The following is a 17,739-nucleotide window of genomic DNA, read 5'->3' as shown; positions in this document are numbered from 1 at the left end:
CGCGCGTTCGGGGTTCGGGAGCCATGCATGAGGCACGCACGACGACGGGTCGTCCGGCGAGTGACACAGCTGGCGGCGGTCGGCGGACTCCTGCTGGGAGGCGTCATGGTCACCCAAGCCATGGCGAGCGAGACTCCCGGCACGTCCGCCGTCCCCTTCAGTTCGGCGGCGACGGCGGGAGGCACCGGAACCTCCCTGGTGTCGCGGCTGGGTACGGCGCGTACGGCGGGCAGCTGGATCGGGGCCGACGGCCGTCCGGTCGTCGCGGTCACCGACCGGCAGGCCGCCGAGACGGTGCGACGGGCCGGGGCGGAGCCGAAGCTCGTCCCGCACAGCATGAACGAGCTCAAGGCGGCCACCGCCACGCTGCGCTCGGCGCCCCGGGTGGCGGGCACGGCCTGGGCGGTGGACTACCGCACCAACCAGGTCGTGGTGCAGGCCGACAAGACGGTCTCGGCCGACGACTGGTCGCGGATGTCCCGGACCGCGAGCGGCATCGGCACCTTCGTGCACATGGAGCGCACCCAGGGCAGGTTCACCACACGGCTGAACGGCGCCCAGCCGATCCTTTCGACCGGCGGGCGCTGCTCGGCCGGCTTCAACGTCACCAACGGGCAGGGCGACTTCATCCTCACTGCCGGTCACTGCGGGCCCGCCGGCTCCATCTGGTTCGCCGACAACCAGGGCAACCAGCAGCTCGGCACGACGGTCAACACCAACTTCCCCGGCGCCGACTTCTCGCTCATCCAGTACAACTCCGGGAAGGCCGGCGACGGGGCCGACGTGGTCGCCATCGGCAAGGGCAACGGCGTACGCATCACCGGGGCCGCCGATCCGACGGTCGGGCAGCGGGTGTTCCGCAGCGGCAGCACCAGCGGGCTGCACGACGGCCAGGTGACCGGGCTCAACGCGACCGTGAACTACCCGGAGGGCACCGTCACCGGGCTCATCCAGACCAACGTGTGCGCCGAACCCGGTGACAGCGGGGGGCCGCTCTTCTCCGAGGGCGTCGCGCTGGGCGTGACCTCGGGCGGCAGCGGTGACTGCACCACGGGCGGTACGACGTTCTTCCAGCCGGTGACCAAGGCGATGACCGCGCTCGGCGTCCGGCTGATCGTCTCGGCGCAGAACGGCGCCCAGGGCCAGAACGGCGCCGCCGCTCCCGCGCCGTCCGCCGCGCCCACCAAGGGCGCCGTCGCGCCCAGCGCGGCCTCCCCCGGCTCCTCGGCCCCGGTCACCAGCACGTCGGACGGCGAGACGTTGCTGTCCCGGATCACCGACACGCGGAACGTCGGGCCCGGACTGCTGCTGATCGCGGGCAGTCTGATCGCGCTGGTCGCCACGCGCTACATCCGCTCGGAGCAGGACCGCCGGGCGTACCAGCGGTACTACTCGGCCACCTGGGGTTGATCCACACCCGGCGCGCACTACCCTTGGTGATCGATCAGGCACCTGGCGCTTCGGCCCTGGCGGGCGTTCCACGGCCCTGCGACTTGTGAAAAAATCGCACCATGAGGTCTCCAAAGGGGAGATTATTCGTGAACAGCCCGAACGGCAGGCAAGGTTACGGGGACATACGGATCGACCGCACCGGTCAGGCCGAGGCGTTCGACGTCATCGGCGACCGGTACGACGAGGCCTTCCCGCACAAGGACGGGCAGATCGCCGCCACCGAGTGGCTCGTGAAGTCGCTGCCGGCCGGATCCCGCGTGCTCGACCTGGGCTGCGGCACCGGGCTGCCGACCTCGCGCCAGCTGGCGCAGGCGGGCTTCCAGGTCGTCGGCGTCGATCTGTCGGGCGGGATGCTGGCGCTGGCCCGGGAGAACGTCCCCGGGGCCGAGTTCCACCAGATGGACATCGCCGACCTGCGTCCGGGCGGCCCCCGCGACCTCGGCCGCTTCGACGCGGTCACGGCGTTCTTCTCCCTGCTCATGCTGCCGCGCGCGGAGATCCCCCTGGCCCTGGACACCATCGCGCACCTGCTGACGCCCGGTGGCCTCTTCGCGCTGTCGATGGTGGAGGCCGACGTGGACGACTTCGGGATCCCGTTCATCGGCAGCACCATCCGGGTCTCCGGCTATCTGCGCGAGGACCTGTGCGCGGTGGTCGAGGCGGGCGGCTTCGAGATCGTCGACGAGTCCTCGTACACCTACGCGCCGGCGAGCCTGGACGTGCAGCCGGAGGAGCAGATCTTCCTGCGCTGCAGACGGAGGCGCGACACGTGACACGGCACCTCGGAGCCCCTGACGGACCCGTCGGGCATCCGTGGAGCGACGGGCCGCGGGACGCCCCCGGGCCGCAGACCGACCGGCTCCGCTACCTCGACGCGGCCACACGGCGCATCGGCCGCGGCATGGGCCTCGACGAGACACTGCGGGAGCTGCGCCGGGCGGCCGTGCCGGACTTCGCCGACCGGATCGTCGTCCACCTCTGCGACCCCCTGCCGGTGGGCGACGAGCTCCCGCCCGGCCCGGTCGTCCTGCGCCCGCACGACACGGACCCGCCCCCACCCGGGCGCCCGGCCGACGGCGCTCCCGGACCACCGGCCGCCTCGGGCGCGCGGCCGGCCCTCGCCGGGCCGCTCGCCGAGTTGCTGCGGGACGGGCGGCCGGTGTTCGGCGGCGCACCCGGGGCCGGGGCCGCGGTGGCCCAGCTGCTGGGGGCGGCGGGTGCCGTCGGCACGGTGCCGCCCGGACAACGGCTGATCGTCGTCCCGCTGGTCGGCCGCCGCCAGGTCATGGGCAGTGCCGTCCTGATCCGCGGCCCCGACCGGCCGCCGTTCACCGGCGACGACCTGCTCGTCGCCTCCCAGCTCGCCACGCACACCGCCCTGGGCATGGACAAGGCGCTGCTGTACGGACGCGAGGCCTCCGTCGCGGACGCCCTGCAGCGCACGATGCTCCCGGCGGCGCTGCCCGAGCCGACCGGGGTGCGGCTGGCCAACCGCTATCTGGCCGCCTCGCGGACCGCCCGGGTCGGCGGTGACTGGTACGACGCGATCCAGCTGGCCGGCAACCGTGTGGCGCTGGTCATCGGCGACGTGATGGGCCACTCCGTGACCTCGGCCGCGATCATGGGCCAGCTGCGCACCATCGTGGAGACCCTCGCCGCGCTCGACCTGCCCCCGGACGAGGTCCTGCACCACCTCGACGAGCAGGCGGAACGGCTCGGCGGCCGGCACCTGGCGACCTGTCTGTACGCCCTGTACGACCCGGTCCTGCACCGGCTCCTGGTGGCCAACGCCGGCCACCCGCCCCCGCTGCTCCTGCACCCGGACGGCGACGCGGAGATCCTGCGGATCCCGCCCGGGGTCCCGATCGGCGTCGGCGGCGGCGATTTCGAGTCCACCGAGCTGCCCGCGCCCGCCGGAGCGACCCTGCTGCTGTACACCGACGGTCTCGTCGAGTCCCGGGGTGCGGACGTGCTGACGGGGGTGGAGGATCTGCGAGCCCGGCTGCACACCGCGATGAGCGGCTCCGGCCCACCCCCGCTGGAGGCGCTGTGCGACACGGCGCTCGGCGACCGCGGATCGGGACACCGGGAGGACGACATCGCGCTGCTCGCGGCCCGGCTCGTGGGCATCGAGCCGGAGACGGTCGCCTACTGGTACCTGGCCCCGCATCCGCAGACCGCCGGGCAGGCCCGTCGGCTGACCCGCAGGACCCTGCGGCGCTGGGCGCTGGACGAGCTGCTGGAGACGACGGAGCTGCTGGTGGGCGAGGTGGTGGCGAACGCCGTACGGTTCGCGACCCGGCCGATCACGCTGCGGCTCGTGCGCACGGACGTGCTGCGCTGCGAGGTGGGCGACGACTCGCCGATGGTGCCGAGGATGCGGCACGCGCGGCCGAGCGACGAGGGCGGCCGGGGACTGTTCCTGGTCGACACGCTCACGCTCCGCTGGGGAGCGACGCGGCTGAGCACCGGCAAGGTGGTCTGGTTCGAGCAGCCGCTGCCCGGGACGCTCGCGGAGCGTTGAGCGCCCGGGGAGAAGGCGGCGCTCAGGCCGCCTTCGAGGACTGCGGGGCCGCTGCGGCCCACTCCAGGACGAGCCGCTGGTACTCCTCGCGCTGCTCGACGCTCAGTGTCCCGCCCGACCGGAGCCACAGGGCCCGGATCTCGTCGTTGACCTCCGCGGCCGATCGCTCGGGTACGGCTTCAACAGTGGTGGACATGCTGTGAAGCATATGCCGATCGTCGTGAAGACGACGTGAGTAAGTAGGAGCGATACGGACATCTCGGACCGTGTTGCTCATCACGTCAATAGGGCGCGGAGGGCAGGGGAGTTCGCGGCTCAGGTACCCGGCTTGCGGCCGTACACGAAGACGTCGTCGCCGGTCTTCAGGAGCGACCAGTACTTCTTGGCGTCCTTGGTCGTCATGTTGACGCAGCCGTGCGAGCCCGGCGGGTTCCACATGCTGAGGTTGACCGAGTGGAAGGCCTGGCCGCCGTCGAAGAACTGGCTGTAGGGCATGGGCACGTGATACACGTTCGACACGTGGTCGATGTCGCGCCAGTAGATCTTCTTCAGGCCGGTGCGGGTCTCGAACCCGTTGCGGCCCGTGCGGACCGGCACCGGCCCGTAGACGAGCCTGTCGCCGTCCTGGATCCAGCTCAGCTGGAGGGTGAGGTTCACACAGGCGATCCGGCCCTTGTTCACCGGGCACTTGCCGGCCTTGTTCGGGTTGTTCCCGACGGCCTTCTGCTTGTTCATGAGATCCATCACGCCCCAGGTGACGGGTCCCGCGTAGCCGATGGCCGGCGTGATGCCGTGCTTGTTCTGGAAGGCCTGGATGGCCCTGCAGTCGGCGCTGGACTGCCTGCCGTCGACCGGGCGGCCGAGGAACTTCTCGACCTGCTTCTGGTACGGCCCGGCCTGTGTGGTGCAACTCGCGGCCTGGGCCGGGGTGGCGGTGAGCGCGAGCCCGAGCGGTGCCACCAGGCCCGTGATGCCGAGCGCGATCGCGCCTCGTCTGCGTATGTCCCCCATCGCGGGTGTCTCCCTCTCGCGGTTCTGACGGTCTGCGACAACTAGACAGGTCCGTGAGGGAGTCGGTTGTAGGTGCGGTCGAGGCTGTGACGAAACGGTTAACTTCCGGACTCGCGCAGGATATCCACCGCCCTGGTGAGCACCTCCGGTGTCGCGGTGAACGGCAGGCGCAGGTGGTGGGTCAGGGTCGTGCGGTCGGCGGCGAAGAGCGGGCCCGGGGTCACCGCGAGGCCGCGTCGGGCGGCCTCGGCCGCGAGCCCGGTGGCCGTCGTGCGGTCGCCGAGGCGCACCCAGAGCGACAGGCCCCCGTCCGGGACGGTGTACGTCCACCCGGTCCCGGCGAGCAGCGCGGCCAGGTGGTCGCGCTGGACGCGCAGCCGCTCCCGGCGGTCGGCGAGCAGCGCCTCAAGGGCGTCGCCGTACAGCTCGGCCGCGATCAGCTGCTCCAACGGCGGCGGGGAGAGCTGCCCTTGCAGGGGGTTGCGCCGCAACTGTCGTACGAGATCCTCGCTCGCCCGGATCCAGCCGACCCTCAGCCCGCTCCACAGGGTCTTGCTCGCCGAGCCGATCCGGATCACCCGCGGGCCGGACAGCGGGGGTTCGGCGCCGGGGTGGGGCCTGAGGTCGAGGTCGCGCATCGTCTCGTCGACGAGGAGCGTCACCCCGTGCCGGTCGGCGAGTTCGGCGGTCCGCCGACGCGCGGCCGCGTCCATGTGCGCGCCCGTCGGGTTGTGGAAGTCCGGGATGAGATAGGCGAGTTGGGGACGTCGGCGGCGTACGGCCGCCTCGAAGCGCTCGATGTCCCAGCCGGTGCGCGTGGTGACGGGTACGGACAGCAGCCGGGCCCGGCGGGCGTGCAGGAGGGCGAGGGCGCCGGGGTAGGTCGGGCTCTCCACCGCGACCGGTGCCCGGCGGTCGGTGTGCAGGTGGTCCAGGAGCAGGGTGAGCGCGGCCTGTGCGCCGGAGGTGACGAGGATCTGCTCGGGGCGGGTCGCGAGGCCCTCCCGGGTGCAGCGGTCGGCGAGGAGTTCGCGCAGGCGGGGCAGTCCCGCCGTGGCGACACCGGAGTCGACGAGCAGGGGCGCGCTGCGTTCGGCGGCGCGGGCCAGGGCGGCGAGGTAGGCCTCGTGCGGCGCGGCCGTGACGGCGAGGGTCAGGTCGAGGTCGGCGTCGCCCGCCCCGCCGCGGTCCAGGGACCAGGGGGTGGTGCGTTCGGTGAGGCGGGCGGGCAGGCGCACGACGCTGCCGCTGCCGTGCCGGGTGTGCAGCCAGCCGTCGTCGCGCAGCAGGGCCAGCGCGGTCACCACGGTCCCGCGGCTGATCCGCAGGGCGCGGGCGAGTTCCCGTTCGGACGGCAGCCCGGTGCCGGCCGGGAGCCGGCCGTCGACCACCGCCTCCCGGACGGCCGCGGCCAGGGACCGGGCCAGCGGGCCCTCCTGGGTGCGCCAGTCGCCGAGCGCGGCGACGAATCCGGTTTCCATTGGTCCAGTTTCCCTCAAGTGGACCAGGCGTTCCACGGTCCCGCCGCCGTACGCTGCGGCTCATGCACCGCACACTCGCCGACGATCTCGCCCGGCTTCCCGAACTCCTGCAGTCCGCCCGTGACTTCGCCGCCGGTGAGCTGACCGGCCTGGCCGCCCGCCCGGTCGCCCGGCCCGGCGGGGATCCCGGCCGCGCTCCCCTCCCGGTGGAGGGCGCGGGCGCCGACGCTGCCCTCACGCGGTTCGCGCAGCGGTGGGCGCCGGGGTTCTCCGGCTCGGCCGGTCCGCGCTACCTCGGCTTCGTCACCGGCGGAGCCACACCGGCGTCGATCACCGGGGACTGGCTGACGTCCGCGTACGACCAGAACCTGTCCGGCGCCGCGGGCTCCTCGGCGGCGGCGCTGGAACGGGAGACGCTGGCCTGGCTGCGCGAGCTGTTCGGGCTGGGCGCCGAGCACAGCGGGGCGTTCGTCACCGGGGCGACCGTCTCCAACACCGTGGGGCTCGCCATCGCTCGTGAGTGGCTGGGCGAGCGGCTGGGCGTGGACGTCTCGCGGGCGGGCGCCGCCGCGCTCGGGCCCGTCGACGTGCTGTCCGGCAGCCCGCACTCCAGCGTGCCCAAGGCCCTGTCCGTGCTCGGCATCGGCCGGGACCGGCTGCGCCGGGTGCCGCTGCTGCCGGGCAACCGCGAGGCCGTCGACGTGGCCGCGCTGGACGCTGCGCTGGCCGGGCTGGACGGCCGGCCAGCGATCGTCGTGGCGAACGCGGGCACGGTGAACACCGTCGACTTCGACGATCTGCGGGCGATCGCGGCGCTGAAGGAGCGGTACGACTTCTGGCTGCACGTGGACGCCGCGTTCGGCGCCTTCGCCGCCCTCTCCCCCGCGCACGCGCACCTGGTGGCGGGGCTCGATCTGGCCGACTCGATCTGCGTCGACCTGCACAAGTGGCTCAACGTGCCCTACGACGCGGCCGTCCAGTTCACCCGGCGCCAAGACCTGCAGGTCGCGGTGTTCCACAACGCGTCGCCGTACCTCGGCCTGCCCGGCGGGGAACCCGACTTCCTGCACCTGACCCCGGAGAACTCCCGTCGGCTGCGCGCCCTGCCGGCCTGGTTCTCCCTCGTCGCGTACGGCCGGGACGGGCATCGCGAGATCGTCGAGCGCGATGTCGCCCTGGCCCGGGGCCTCGGCGAGGGCATCGCCGCCCTGCCGGCCCTGCGGCTGCTGGCCCCGGTCCGCCTCAACGTCGTCTGTTTCACGCTCGCCGAGGAGCCCACGCGGGAACGGGTGGACGCCGTGGCCGGGGCCGTCGCCGCCTCCGGCGAGGCCTTCCTGACGCCGACGGTGTACGACGGCGTGCCCGCGCTGCGGGCGGCCTTCAGCAACTGGCGTACCACCGAGGCCGACACGCGGCGGGTCCTCTACGCGCTCGCGGCGGCGTCGGCGGCTTTGTGACCGTCAACAGGGCCGATAGCGTGCGGTCATGTCCGCGTTCATACAGCAACTGCCCGCCCTCATCGGTGTCGTGATCGGCGCGCTCGGGTCGTATCTGGCGGTCCTGCGCAGTGATCAGGCCAGGGACCGGCGGGAGCGGATGGCGCGCTGGGAGGAGCGGCGGCTCACGGTGTACGCGGACTACGCGCGGACGCTGAAGAAGTCGGTCACGCTGGCCTACCGGGTCGCCGCGCACCTCGGCAACGATCCGCACCCGCACCCGCTCACGCCCGAGCAGGCGGAGCCGCTGCTGGCCGAGGCCACCGTCGCCCGGGATCCCTCCGGGGAGGCGCTGCTGCTGCTCGGCAGCCCGCGGGTGGTGGAGAAGGCGCGGGTGTGGGTCGTGACGCTGATGGACATGGAACGGTTCCTGCGCGACGGGCGGCGGGATCCGCAGGCCTGGCAGGCCCTGCTGGAGCGCCAGCGCGCCGGACGCGAGGGCTATTACGCGGCCGTACGCGAGGACCTGGCGCTGCCTCCCGGGCACTCGGCGCGCTGGCCGCTGCCGTCGGCGTGAGTCAGCGGTAGCCGGTGACGTCCGCCGGTTTGCCCGCGTCCTGCACCTCGACCAGGTAGCGCCAGGCGTCCGGGCGGCTGCCGTCCAGGTCCGTGAAGCCGTACACCTGGGCCAGTTGGCCGCTGGACAGGGAACGGCCGTTGAAGCGGGCCACGTCCGGGTCGGCGGCCAGGGCGGCGACGGCGCGGCCGACGTAGTGCGGGGTCTCGGAGATGGCGAAGTGCGGTTCGCGGGCGAGCGCGTCGTGCCAGTTGTCCTCGCGCACCCCGTAGGCGTCGAGCATGAGCTCCGAGCGCAGCCAGCCGGGGGTGAGAGCTACGGCGGTGGCGCCGCGCGGGCCGAGTTCGTGGCCGAGGGCGAAGGCCATGCGCAGGACGGAGGCCTTGGCGAGGTCGTAGAAGAGGTTCACCCGGTAGGTGTCGCGGTTGTAGTCGGCGGTTCCGTCGGTGACCTCGACGACCAGGCCGCCGGGGTGTCGCAGGAGCAGCGGCAGGGCGTGGTGGCTGGTGATCGCGTGGGTCTCGACCGCGAGCCGGAGCAGCCGGAGCCCGTTGTCCAGGTCGTGCTCCCAGACGGGGGTGTCCCACTGGAAGAGCTTCTCGCCGCCCCAGATGTCGTTGACCAGGACGTCCAGGCGGCCCTGTTCGTCCGCGATACGGTCCACGAGGGCCCGTACCTCGGACGCCCGGAGGTGGTCCACGGGTACGGCGACGCCCTGGCCGCCGGCCGCGGTGACGAGGTCGGCGGTGTCCTCGACGGTCTCTGGGCGGTCGTATTCCGAGCGGCGGGCGCGGGTGCTGCGCCCGGTGACGTAGACGGTGGCGCCGGCCGCGCCGAGCTCCACCGCGATCCCGCGTCCCGCTCCGCGCGTCGCCCCGGCGACCAGCGCGATCCTGCCCTCCAGCGGCCCTGACATGTCCGACCTCCCGTACTGCTGCGACTGCTGTCGCCGTCCACAGTGACGGGAAAGCCGGACATCTTCTGTCACCTTTACCGGCGGGGTCCGACGCCCGGGTCTCCGCCGACCCTTCCGGCTCTCCCGCCCCCTTCCGGCTCTTCCGGCTGTTCCGGCTCAGTGGCCGCGAGTGATCCACTCCTGAAGGTGGGGTGCCTCGTCGCCGATCGTGGTCGGGTCGCCGTGGCCGGTGAGCACCTTCGTCTCGGGCGGGAGGGTGAGCAGGCGGTCGCGGATGGAGTCGATGATCGTCGGGAAGTGGGAGTAGGAGCGGCCGGTGGCACCGGGGCCGCCCTTGAAGAGGGTGTCGCCGGTGAAGACGGCGCCGAGGCCCGGGTCGTGCAGGCAGACCGCGCCGGGCGAGTGACCGGGCGTGTGCAGCACGGTCAGGTCGAGGCCGGGCGCCTCGATGACCTGGCCGTCGGCCAGATGGGCGTCGGGCTCCCGGTCCGGGTGGGTCATCTTCCACAACGGCAGGTCGGCGGGGTGCAGCCAGATCGTGGCGCCGGTGAGGTCCGCGAGGGCGGGCGCGGCGTCGATGTGGTCGTTGTGGGCGTGGGTGCACACGATCGCGGTGAGCCGGCGGTCGTCGACGGCCTCGACGATGGCCTGCGCGTCGTGCGCGGCGTCGATGACGATGACCTCGCGCTCGTCGCCGACGATCCACACGTTGTTGTCGACCTCCCAGCTGCCGCCGTCGAGCGTGAACCGCCCGGAGGTGACGAGGCGTTCGATGCGCGTGGTCATCAGAGCACCACCACCGAACGCAGGACGTCGCCCTGGTGCATCCGCTCGAACGCCTTCTCCACCTCGTCGAGCGCGATGGTCTCGGTCACGAACGCCCCCAGGTCCAGGCGTCCTTGCAGGTGCAGGTCGATCAGCATGGGGAAGTCGCGGGACGGCAGGCAGTCGCCGTACCAGGAGGACTTCAGGGCACCGCCGCGGCCGAAGACGTCGAGGAGCGGGAGTTCGAGCTTCATCTCGGGGGTGGGCACGCCGACCAGGACGACCGTGCCGGCGAGGTCGCGGGCGTAGAAGGCCTGCCGGTAGGTCTCCGGGCGGCCGACGGCCTCGATGACGACGTCGGCGCCGAAGCCGCCGGTCAGCTCGCGGACGGCCTCGATCGGGTCCGTCTCCTTGGAGTTGACGGTGTGGGTGGCGCCCAGGGTGCGCGCCGTCTCCAGCTTCCGCTCGTCGATGTCGACGGCGATGATCTTCGCCGCGCCGGCGAGGTTCGCCCCGGCGACGGCCGCGCCGCCGACGCCGCCGCAGCCGATGACGGCGACCGTGTCGCCGCGCCCGACGCCGCCCGTGTTGATCGCGGCGCCGATACCGGCCATCACACCGCAGCCGAGCAGGCCGGCCACGGCGGGCGAGACGGCCGGATCGACCTTGGTGCACTGTCCGGCGGCGACCAGGGTCTTGTCGGCGAAGGCGCCGATGCCCAGGGCCGGGGCGAGTTCCTGCCCGGTCGAGGCCAGGGTCATCCGCTGCTTGGCGTTGTGGGTGTCGAAGCAGTACCAGGGACGCCCGCGCAGACAGGCGCGGCACTGACCGCACACCGCACGCCAGTTGAGGATCACGAAGTCCCCGGGCGCCACATCGGTGACCCCCGCGCCGACCGACTCCACCACGCCGGACGCCTCGTGGCCGAGCAGGAAGGGGAACTCGTCGGTGATGCCACCCTGTTTGTAGTGCAGGTCGGTATGGCAGACGCCGCTGGCCTGGACGCGGACGACGGCCTCACCCGGTCCGGGATCGGGTACGACGATCGTCTCGATCCGCACCGGCTGGTCCTTCCCCGGTGCGATCACGCCACGTACTTCCTGCGCCATGGCCTGGCCCCTTCCGCCGTTGTACCTGTCCTTCGACCCTACGCGTAACCGATCGGTAACGGCACGGAGCGCGACGGTCCCCGTGGATCTTTCAGGCCACATCCGTCACATACCCCCGGGGGTACCTCTGCTACGGTGGCCATATACCCCCGGGGGTAATTGAGACCCCGGGGAGCGGACAAGAACCGAGGAAAGGAGTGCGGTCGTGTACTTCGTCGACACCATCGAGGTGCCGGGTCTGGGCAACCGCGGCTATCTGGCGGGCGGGGCGCACGGCGCCGTGGCCGTCGATCCGCCCCGCGACATCGACCGGGTGATCGCGGCCGCGGCGCGGCGCGGGGTGCCCCTCACCCACGTCGTCGAGACGCACGTGCACAACGACTACGTCTCCGGCGGCCTGGAGCTCGCGCGGATCACCGGTGCCGCCTACGTCGTGCCCGCCGGGGCGCACGTGGCGTACGAGCGGGTGCCGGTCGCGGACGGGGACCGGCTGGAGATCGGGGACGGGCTGGCGCTGCGCGCCCTGGCCACCCCCGGGCACACCCCGCACCACACCTCCTACGTCCTGGAGGACACCGGCCGGGCGGTGGCCGTGTTCACCGGCGGCTCGCTGCTGATCGGCACGGTCGGACGGCCCGACCTGGTGGAACCGCGGCTGACCGGTGAGCTGGCGCGGGCGCAGTACGACTCCGCGCACCGGCTGGCCGCCGAGCTCCCGGACGAGACCGCGGTGCTGCCCACGCACGGCTTCGGCAGCTTCTGCTCCGCCGGACAGGCTGAGGGCGAGGCGACGACGATCGGCCGGGAGCGCACGGCCAACGCGGCGCTGCTCCAGGACCCGGACACCTTCGTCGCCGAGCTGCTGGCCGGGCTCGACGACATCCCGGCGTACTACGCGCGCATGGGCCCCGCCAACGCCGAGGGCCCGGCCCCGGTGGACCTCACCCCGCCGCGCCGGGCGGACGCCGAGGAGATCGCGGCGCGGCTGGCCGCCGGGGAGTGGGTGGTGGACCTGCGCAACCGGGTCGCGTTCGCCGAGGGGCATGTCGCCGGGTCGGTCAACTTCGAGGCGGAGGGGCAGCTCGCCACGTATCTGGCCTGGCTGCTGCCGTGGGGCAGGCCGGTGACGCTGCTCGCCGAGTCGGCCGGGCAACTCGCCGCCGCCCAGCGGGAGCTGATCCGGGTGGGTGTCGACCGGCCCGCCGCTGCCGCCACCGGCGCGCCCGATCAGTGGCTGCGTCCGGGCGAGCGACCGCACTCCTTCCCGCGCGGCACGTTCGCCGACCTCGCCGGGCAGGCCCCGGAGGGGGTCGTGGTCCTGGACGTGCGGCGGGACTCCGAACGGGAGGACGGGCACCTGAGGGGTTCACTGCACATACCGCTCCACCGGCTGCGCGAGCGGCTGACGGAGATACCGGACGGCACGGTGTGGGTGCACTGCGCCGGTGGCATGCGGGCCGCGATCGCCGCCTCACTGCTGGACGCCGCGGGCCGTACCGTGGTCGCCGTCGACGACGGGTTCGCCGCCGCCCGCGAGGCCGGGCTGCCCATGGCCCGGGTCACCGTGGCCGAGGCCCGGGAGCGCGCGGAAGCGGACGCCGTACTGCTCGACGTCCGCGAGGACGACGAATGGGAGGCCGGACATGCCCCCGGCGCCGTGCACGCCCCGCTCTCCGCACTGACCGCCGGAGCCCCGCTGCCGCCGGCCGCCCGCAACCGTCCCCTCGTCGCCGTCTGCCGCTCCGGCAAGCGCTCCCGTTCGGCGACGGCCCTGCTCACCGCGCGCGGAGCGGACGCGGTGGACGTCGTGGGAGGCATGCGGGCCTGGATCGCGGCGGGCCTGCCCGTGGTGCACGACGAGGCCGCAGCGCCCGCCCCGACGACCACGGACACCGCGCACGACGACAGCTCCGCCGCGTGAGCGGGCTGTTGCTCGCGCTGGGTGCCGGGGCCGTCAGTGGGCTGGCGCTCGGGGCGCTCGGGGGCGGGGGCAGTGTGCTCGCCGTGCCCGCGTTGATCTATCTGCTGGGCTTCACACCGGCCGCGGCCACCACCGCCGCCCTGGTCGTCGTCGCCGTCACCTCGGGCACCGCGCTGACGGCGCACGCCCGCGAGGGCACCGTGCGGTGGCGGGCCGGGCTGGTGTTCGCGGCGGCGGGGCTGGTCCCGGCGGCGGTCGGCGGGGCGGTCTCCCGGCAGCTGCCGTCCGCGCTGCTCACCGGGGCGTTCGCCGCGCTCGCCGCCGTCGCCGCGGTGCGCATGCTGCGCCCGTCCGCCGCCGTGCGGGACGAAACGGTGTCCCCGCGGGCCTCCCGGATCGCCGGGGCGGGGGCCGGACTGGGCGCGGTGACCGGGGTGCTGGGCGTCGGGGGCGGCTTCCTCGCCGTACCGGCCCTGGTGAACGTCGTCGGCCTGCGCATGCGCGCCGCGGTCGGGACGAGCCTGCTGGTCATCACCCTCAACTCGGTCGCCGCCCTGGCGGCGCGCGCGGGGTCGGCGATGGTCGTCGACTGGTCCGCCGTCGGCCCGTTCGCAGCGGCCGCGGTGCTCGGCGCCTGGGACGGCAAGCGGCTCGCGGGCCGGCTGTCCTCGGACTCACTCCAGCGGATCTTCGCCTGCGCGCTCCTCGCGGTGGCCGCGTTCATGCTGGTCGACGCGGTCCGCTGACCGGGGTCAGGCCAGTGACAGGAACAGCTTCTCCAGCCGGGCCTTCATCTGCTCCGTCGTCTCGCCGTCCGCCGCGTTCCGCTCGGGATCGGTCAGGCATTGCTGCAGCCCGGTCGCGATGATCGCGAAACCGGCCCGGTCCAGGGCGCGCGAGGCCGCGGCGAGCTGCGTGACGACGTCCTCGCAGTCGCGTCCTTCCTCGATCATCTTGATCACCCCGGAGATCTGCCCCTGCGCCCGGCGCAGCCGGTTCAGCACCGACTTGAGCTCATCACCTTCGAACTGCAGTTCCACAGCCACTCCTCCACCCGTATACCCTCAGGGGTATTTTACCCCGCCCCTGAGGTCTCCCCGTTCCCCCCTGCCTCATGGAAGGGTCGCACTCACCATGACCACTCCCCCGACTCTCGACCCCGGCCAGGCCCGGGACCGCCTGACCGAGCTGACCGTCGTCGACGTCCGGACCCCGGGCGAGTACGCCTCCGGGCATCTGCCCGGCGCGCTGAACGTCCCGCTCGACCAGATCCGGCGCGCCCTGCCCGCCCTGCGCGCGGCACACGGCGAGCTGCTCCTGGTGTGCGCCTCGGGCGCCCGCGCGGAGAACGCCCGCGGGATCCTCGCCGAGCACGGCATCGCGGCCGGCACGCTGACCGGTGGCACGACCGGCTGGGCCGCACACGGTCACGAGCTGCACCGCCCGGCGCCCGGAGCACGCACCACGTGGTCCATGGAGCGCCAGGTCCGGTTCACCGCCGGCACCGTGGTGCTCACCGGCCTAGGTCTCGGACAGCCGCACCCGGCCTGGCTGCTGCTGTCGGCCGGGATCGCGGGCGGACTCGTCTTCTCCGCACTCACCAACACCTGCGGCATGGCCGCCCTGCTGGCGAAACTGCCGCACAACCGGCCCCGCCCGGCCGACCTCGACGCGACCCTGGCGCGACTGGCCCAAGGCCCGTCCGCCCACGAGTAGTCCACGGGCCGTTCCGCCGGCAGATCCACCGGCAGATCCACCGGCCGGGTGCCGAAGGCCCCGACGTAATCTGGGTGTTCCGCCCGACTCCGGACAAGGAGCACCGTGAGCAACGCAGCGTCGGAAGCGACGGAAGCGACGGACCGGAGCGAGCCGCCCGCGTGGCGGCTCCTCCTCGGATACGTACGACCCCACCGCTGGGCCCTGGTGGCGGGCGCGCTGCTCTCGCTGGTCACCGGGGCCACCGGCCTGCTGCTGCCGCTGGTGGCGCGGGGACTCATCGACGACCTGGCCCACGACCGGTCCATCGCCGGTCCGCTGCTCACCATGGCGAGCCTGGTCGTCGCCAACGCGGCGGTGGGCGCGGTGGGTTCGTACGTGCTGCGGCGGACCGCGGAGTCGGTGGTGCTCGGCGCGCGGCGGGCTCTGTCGTCGTATCTGCTGCGGCTGCGGATCCCGGCGGTGGACCGCACCGAGCCGGGCGACCTGATGGCGCGGATCACCTCGGACACCACGCTGCTGCGCGAGGTCACCACGGAGTCGCTGGTGGCCCTCGGCACGGGCGGGCTCACCCTCGTCGCCACGGTGGTGCTGATGGGCGTGGTCGATCCGGTGCTGCTCGGGGTCACGCTGGCGGTGATCGCGGCGGCGGGCACGGTGCTCGGCGCGATCGTGCCGGGCATCAACCGGGCGAGCCGGCAGGCGCAGGACGCGGTCGGCGTGATGGGTGCCTCGCTGGAGCGGGTCCTCGGCGCGCTGCGCACGGTGAAGGCGTCGGGCGCCGAGCACCGGGAGGAGCTGAACCTGCACGCGGCCGCCGAGGAGTCGTGGCGGCAGAGCGTGCGCGCCGCCAAGTGGTCGGCGGCCGCGGGCAACACGGCCGGGCTGGCGATGCAGATCGCCTTCATCACCGTCCTCGCGGTCGGGGGGGCACGGGTGGCGACCGGCGCCATCGACATCGGCACGCTGGTGGCGTTCCTGTTGTACGTCTTCTACCTGATGTCGCCGATCCAGCAGGTAGTCGGGGCGATCACGCAGTACCAGACGGGCGCCGGTGCGCTGGCCCGTATCCAGGAGGCCCTGCGGCTGCCCGGCGAACCGGCCGCCGAGCCCGCCCCGTTGCCGGCCGCCGACGCCGAACCCGCGGCGCTGGCCTTCACCGACGTCCGCTTCCGGTACGCCGACGACCTGCCGTACGTGCACCACGGGGTCAGCTTCGCGATACCGGCCCGCGGCATGACGGCGTTCGTCGGCCCGTCCGGCGCGGGCAAGACGACGGTCTTCTCGCTCATCGAGCGGTTCTACGACCCCGAGTCCGGCGAGATCACGCTGGACGGCGTGGGGCTCGGGGACTGGGAGCTGCCCCGGCTGCGCTCGGTCATCGGGTACGTGGAGCAGGACGCCCCGGTGCTGTCGGGCTCACTGCGCGACAATCTGCTGCTGGGCAATCCGGAGGCGGACGAGGACACCGTGACGCGGGTGGTGAAGACGACCCGGCTGGACGGTCTGGTGGCGCGGCTGCCGCAGGGGCTGGACACGCTGGTCGGACACCGCGGGACCAAGCTGTCGGGCGGCGAACGCCAGCGGGTCGCCATCGCCCGGGCCCTGCTGCGCCGCCCGCGGCTGCTGCTCCTGGACGAGGCCACCTCGCAACTGGACGCCGTGAACGAGGCGGCCCTGCGCGACACGGTCGCGGACGTCGCCCGGTCGACCACGGTGCTCGTGGTCGCGCACCGGCTGTCCACGGTGACGATGGCCGACCGGATCGTCGTCATGGAGGCGGGCCGGGTGCGCGCGGTGGGCACGCACCGGGAACTGGTGGCCTGTGACCCGCTGTACGCGGAGCTGGCCGCGACCCAGTTCCTGGCGACGGCGGACTGAGACGCGCACGGGCATCCGGGGTACGGGAAGTACGACGCATAGGCGCGTACGGGTCCTGAACACGACTGAGGGCTGCCCGTCCCCGGACAGCCCTCGCGCGGGTTTCGCTAGCCGACGGCGGGCAGCAGACCGGTCACCGGTGCGACCAGGTCGGTTACCTGGTGCAGCTCGTTGAGCCGGTTCAGATCGTTGACGCGGTTCAAGCCGCTCAGCTGCTGGGAGACGCTCGGGAGCTCGTCCCGGTGCTCGGCGGGAATCTCGCTCGCGGCGAGCGAGTCGAGCACGGCCATCGGGTTGATCTTCCCGGTGTCCGATGCGGCCGCCGGAGCCGCGTTCGCCAGCGGTGCGGCGAGGCCCGTGACACCCGCGGCGAGACCGACGGCGGCGACGATACGTCGTGTTGAGATCATGCCTACAGCAACGCTCCTGGCCGTCGCGCGGACACGGCCGCCGGGCCCGGCTCACCCGACAGGCTCAGCGGCCGGGCTGCGCTTGCCGAGGCGGCCGGGGCGGAGCACGCTCGTAGATGAGGTCCTCACGGTCTGCTCCCCTTCGGGCCGCGGGCCCTCGATGGAGGTCACCATGGGTACCGCGACAGGCTCCACCTTCGACGCCGAGACCCTGCGCCGGGGCATAGAAGGGAACACCGGCAACACCCTTCTGGCGCTCTACGCGGACGACGCGGAGATCCGCATCATCGACCGCAACACCCAGCCCAGCAACCCCAAGATCCTGCACGGCAGGCCCGCGATCGCGGAGATGCTCGACGACATCTACAGCCGCGACATGACCCACAAGCTGGAGCAGTGCATCGTGCAGGGCGACCACGCCGCCTACAGCGAGTCCTGCGAGTACGAGGACGGCGTCCGGGTCGTAGCCGAGTCGATGATCACGCTGCGCGACGGAAAGATCGCCGAACAGATCATGATCCAGGCATGGGACGAATAGGA

General features: G+C 73.1%; 18 protein-coding genes. 10 read left to right on the top strand and 8 right to left on the bottom strand.

The window, feature by feature from the left end; all coding sequences use genetic code 11:
* The first annotated feature begins 27 nt into the window (after positions 1 to 27).
* The 3 genes from ACWGKT_RS01740 to ACWGKT_RS01730 all read left to right on the top strand — a co-directional run bounded on the left by ACWGKT_RS01740 (position 28) and on the right by ACWGKT_RS01730 (position 3,976).
* Positions 28 to 1,410 carry a S1 family peptidase gene (locus tag ACWGKT_RS01740; RefSeq protein WP_453272021.1) on the top strand — a complete coding sequence of 461 codons (1,383 nt, stop codon included), beginning with the start codon at positions 28 to 30 and terminating at the stop codon, positions 1,408 to 1,410.
* Positions 1,411 to 1,511: 101 nt separating this feature from the next.
* Entirely contained in the window at positions 1,512 to 2,225 is a 714-nt protein-coding gene (locus ACWGKT_RS01735; protein ID WP_356140908.1) for a class I SAM-dependent DNA methyltransferase, read from the top strand.
* Positions 2,226 to 2,353: 128 nt separating this feature from the next.
* Positions 2,354 to 3,976 (top strand): SpoIIE family protein phosphatase, encoded by a 1,623-nt coding sequence (locus ACWGKT_RS01730; protein ID WP_453272094.1) that lies wholly within the window; start codon positions 2,354 to 2,356, stop codon positions 3,974 to 3,976.
* A gap of 22 nt (positions 3,977 to 3,998) precedes the next feature.
* On the opposite strand, the gene ACWGKT_RS01725 is transcribed toward ACWGKT_RS01730, so the two are convergent.
* The 3 genes from ACWGKT_RS01725 to ACWGKT_RS01715 form a co-directional block, all read right to left on the bottom strand.
* Positions 3,999 to 4,184 (bottom strand): hypothetical protein, encoded by a 186-nt coding sequence (locus ACWGKT_RS01725; protein WP_356140906.1) that lies wholly within the window; start codon positions 4,182 to 4,184, stop codon positions 3,999 to 4,001.
* A gap of 107 nt (positions 4,185 to 4,291) precedes the next feature.
* Positions 4,292 to 4,987 carry a L,D-transpeptidase family protein gene (locus ACWGKT_RS01720; RefSeq protein ID WP_453272020.1) on the bottom strand — a complete coding sequence of 232 codons (696 nt, stop codon included), beginning with the start codon at positions 4,985 to 4,987 and terminating at the stop codon, positions 4,292 to 4,294.
* 98 nt (positions 4,988 to 5,085) lie between these two features.
* Positions 5,086 to 6,468 carry an aminotransferase-like domain-containing protein gene (locus ACWGKT_RS01715; RefSeq protein ID WP_453272019.1) on the bottom strand — a complete coding sequence of 461 codons (1,383 nt, stop codon included), beginning with the start codon at positions 6,466 to 6,468 and terminating at the stop codon, positions 5,086 to 5,088.
* Positions 6,469 to 6,530: 62 nt separating this feature from the next.
* Here ACWGKT_RS01715 and ACWGKT_RS01710 point away from each other — a divergent pair, with 62 nt between their 5' ends.
* The gene (locus tag ACWGKT_RS01710) at positions 6,531 to 7,925 is read left to right on the top strand and encodes a pyridoxal phosphate-dependent decarboxylase family protein (RefSeq protein WP_453272018.1); all 1,395 of its coding nucleotides are present in this window, start codon (positions 6,531 to 6,533) and stop codon (positions 7,923 to 7,925) included.
* Positions 7,926 to 7,953: 28 nt separating this feature from the next.
* Positions 7,954 to 8,481, top strand: a complete 528-nt coding sequence (locus ACWGKT_RS01705; RefSeq protein WP_356140901.1) for a hypothetical protein — start codon at positions 7,954 to 7,956, stop codon at positions 8,479 to 8,481.
* 1 nt (position 8,482) lies between these two features.
* Here ACWGKT_RS01705 and ACWGKT_RS01700 read toward each other — a convergent pair whose 3' ends face one another.
* The 3 genes from ACWGKT_RS01700 to ACWGKT_RS01690 form a co-directional block, all read right to left on the bottom strand.
* A complete protein-coding gene (locus ACWGKT_RS01700) occupies positions 8,483 to 9,397 on the bottom strand; it encodes an SDR family oxidoreductase (protein ID WP_453272017.1) in 915 nt (304 codons plus the stop codon).
* Between the two features lie 156 nt (positions 9,398 to 9,553).
* Positions 9,554 to 10,183 carry an MBL fold metallo-hydrolase gene (locus ACWGKT_RS01695; protein ID WP_356140897.1) on the bottom strand — a complete coding sequence of 210 codons (630 nt, stop codon included), beginning with the start codon at positions 10,181 to 10,183 and terminating at the stop codon, positions 9,554 to 9,556.
* On the bottom strand, positions 10,183 to 11,271 hold the full coding sequence (locus ACWGKT_RS01690) for an S-(hydroxymethyl)mycothiol dehydrogenase (protein ID WP_235453045.1): 1,089 nt from the start codon (positions 11,269 to 11,271) through the stop codon (positions 10,183 to 10,185). The genes ACWGKT_RS01695 and ACWGKT_RS01690 overlap by 1 nt, the downstream gene beginning before the upstream one ends.
* A gap of 205 nt (positions 11,272 to 11,476) precedes the next feature.
* On the opposite strand from ACWGKT_RS01690, the gene ACWGKT_RS01685 reads away from it, so the two are divergent.
* Positions 11,477 to 13,192 (top strand): MBL fold metallo-hydrolase, encoded by a 1,716-nt coding sequence (locus ACWGKT_RS01685; RefSeq protein ID WP_453272016.1) that lies wholly within the window; start codon positions 11,477 to 11,479, stop codon positions 13,190 to 13,192.
* Positions 13,189 to 13,938: a sulfite exporter TauE/SafE family protein gene (locus tag ACWGKT_RS01680; protein ID WP_453272015.1), complete on the top strand. Its 750-nt coding sequence runs from the start codon at positions 13,189 to 13,191 to the stop codon at positions 13,936 to 13,938. The genes ACWGKT_RS01685 and ACWGKT_RS01680 overlap by 4 nt, the downstream gene beginning before the upstream one ends.
* Positions 13,939 to 13,944: 6 nt before the next feature.
* On the opposite strand, the gene ACWGKT_RS01675 is transcribed toward ACWGKT_RS01680, so the two are convergent.
* Entirely contained in the window at positions 13,945 to 14,232 is a 288-nt protein-coding gene (locus ACWGKT_RS01675; RefSeq protein WP_356140891.1) for a metal-sensitive transcriptional regulator, read from the bottom strand.
* A 94-nt stretch (positions 14,233 to 14,326) separates the two neighbouring features.
* Here ACWGKT_RS01675 and ACWGKT_RS01670 point away from each other — a divergent pair, with 94 nt between their 5' ends.
* Together ACWGKT_RS01670 and ACWGKT_RS01665 are read left to right on the top strand one after the other, a co-directional pair.
* Entirely contained in the window at positions 14,327 to 14,908 is a 582-nt protein-coding gene (locus ACWGKT_RS01670; RefSeq protein ID WP_453272014.1) for a rhodanese-like domain-containing protein, read from the top strand.
* A gap of 105 nt (positions 14,909 to 15,013) precedes the next feature.
* Positions 15,014 to 16,789 carry an ABC transporter ATP-binding protein gene (locus ACWGKT_RS01665; protein ID WP_453272013.1) on the top strand — a complete coding sequence of 592 codons (1,776 nt, stop codon included), beginning with the start codon at positions 15,014 to 15,016 and terminating at the stop codon, positions 16,787 to 16,789.
* A 107-nt stretch (positions 16,790 to 16,896) separates the two neighbouring features.
* Here ACWGKT_RS01665 and ACWGKT_RS01660 read toward each other — a convergent pair whose 3' ends face one another.
* Positions 16,897 to 17,199, bottom strand: coding sequence for a hypothetical protein (locus ACWGKT_RS01660; RefSeq protein ID WP_453272012.1), 303 nt, complete (start codon positions 17,197 to 17,199; stop codon positions 16,897 to 16,899).
* 172 nt (positions 17,200 to 17,371) lie between these two features.
* On the opposite strand from ACWGKT_RS01660, the gene ACWGKT_RS01655 reads away from it, so the two are divergent.
* Complete coding sequence (locus ACWGKT_RS01655; RefSeq protein WP_235453052.1) at positions 17,372 to 17,737, top strand: nuclear transport factor 2 family protein; 366 nt, start codon at positions 17,372 to 17,374, stop codon at positions 17,735 to 17,737.
* Positions 17,738 to 17,739: the final 2 nt, after the last annotated feature.

The organism is Streptomyces sp. NPDC054794 (assembly GCF_053611585.1).
Note: the sequence above shows the minus strand (reverse complement) of the source record. Positions and strands in the feature narration are given on the sequence as shown.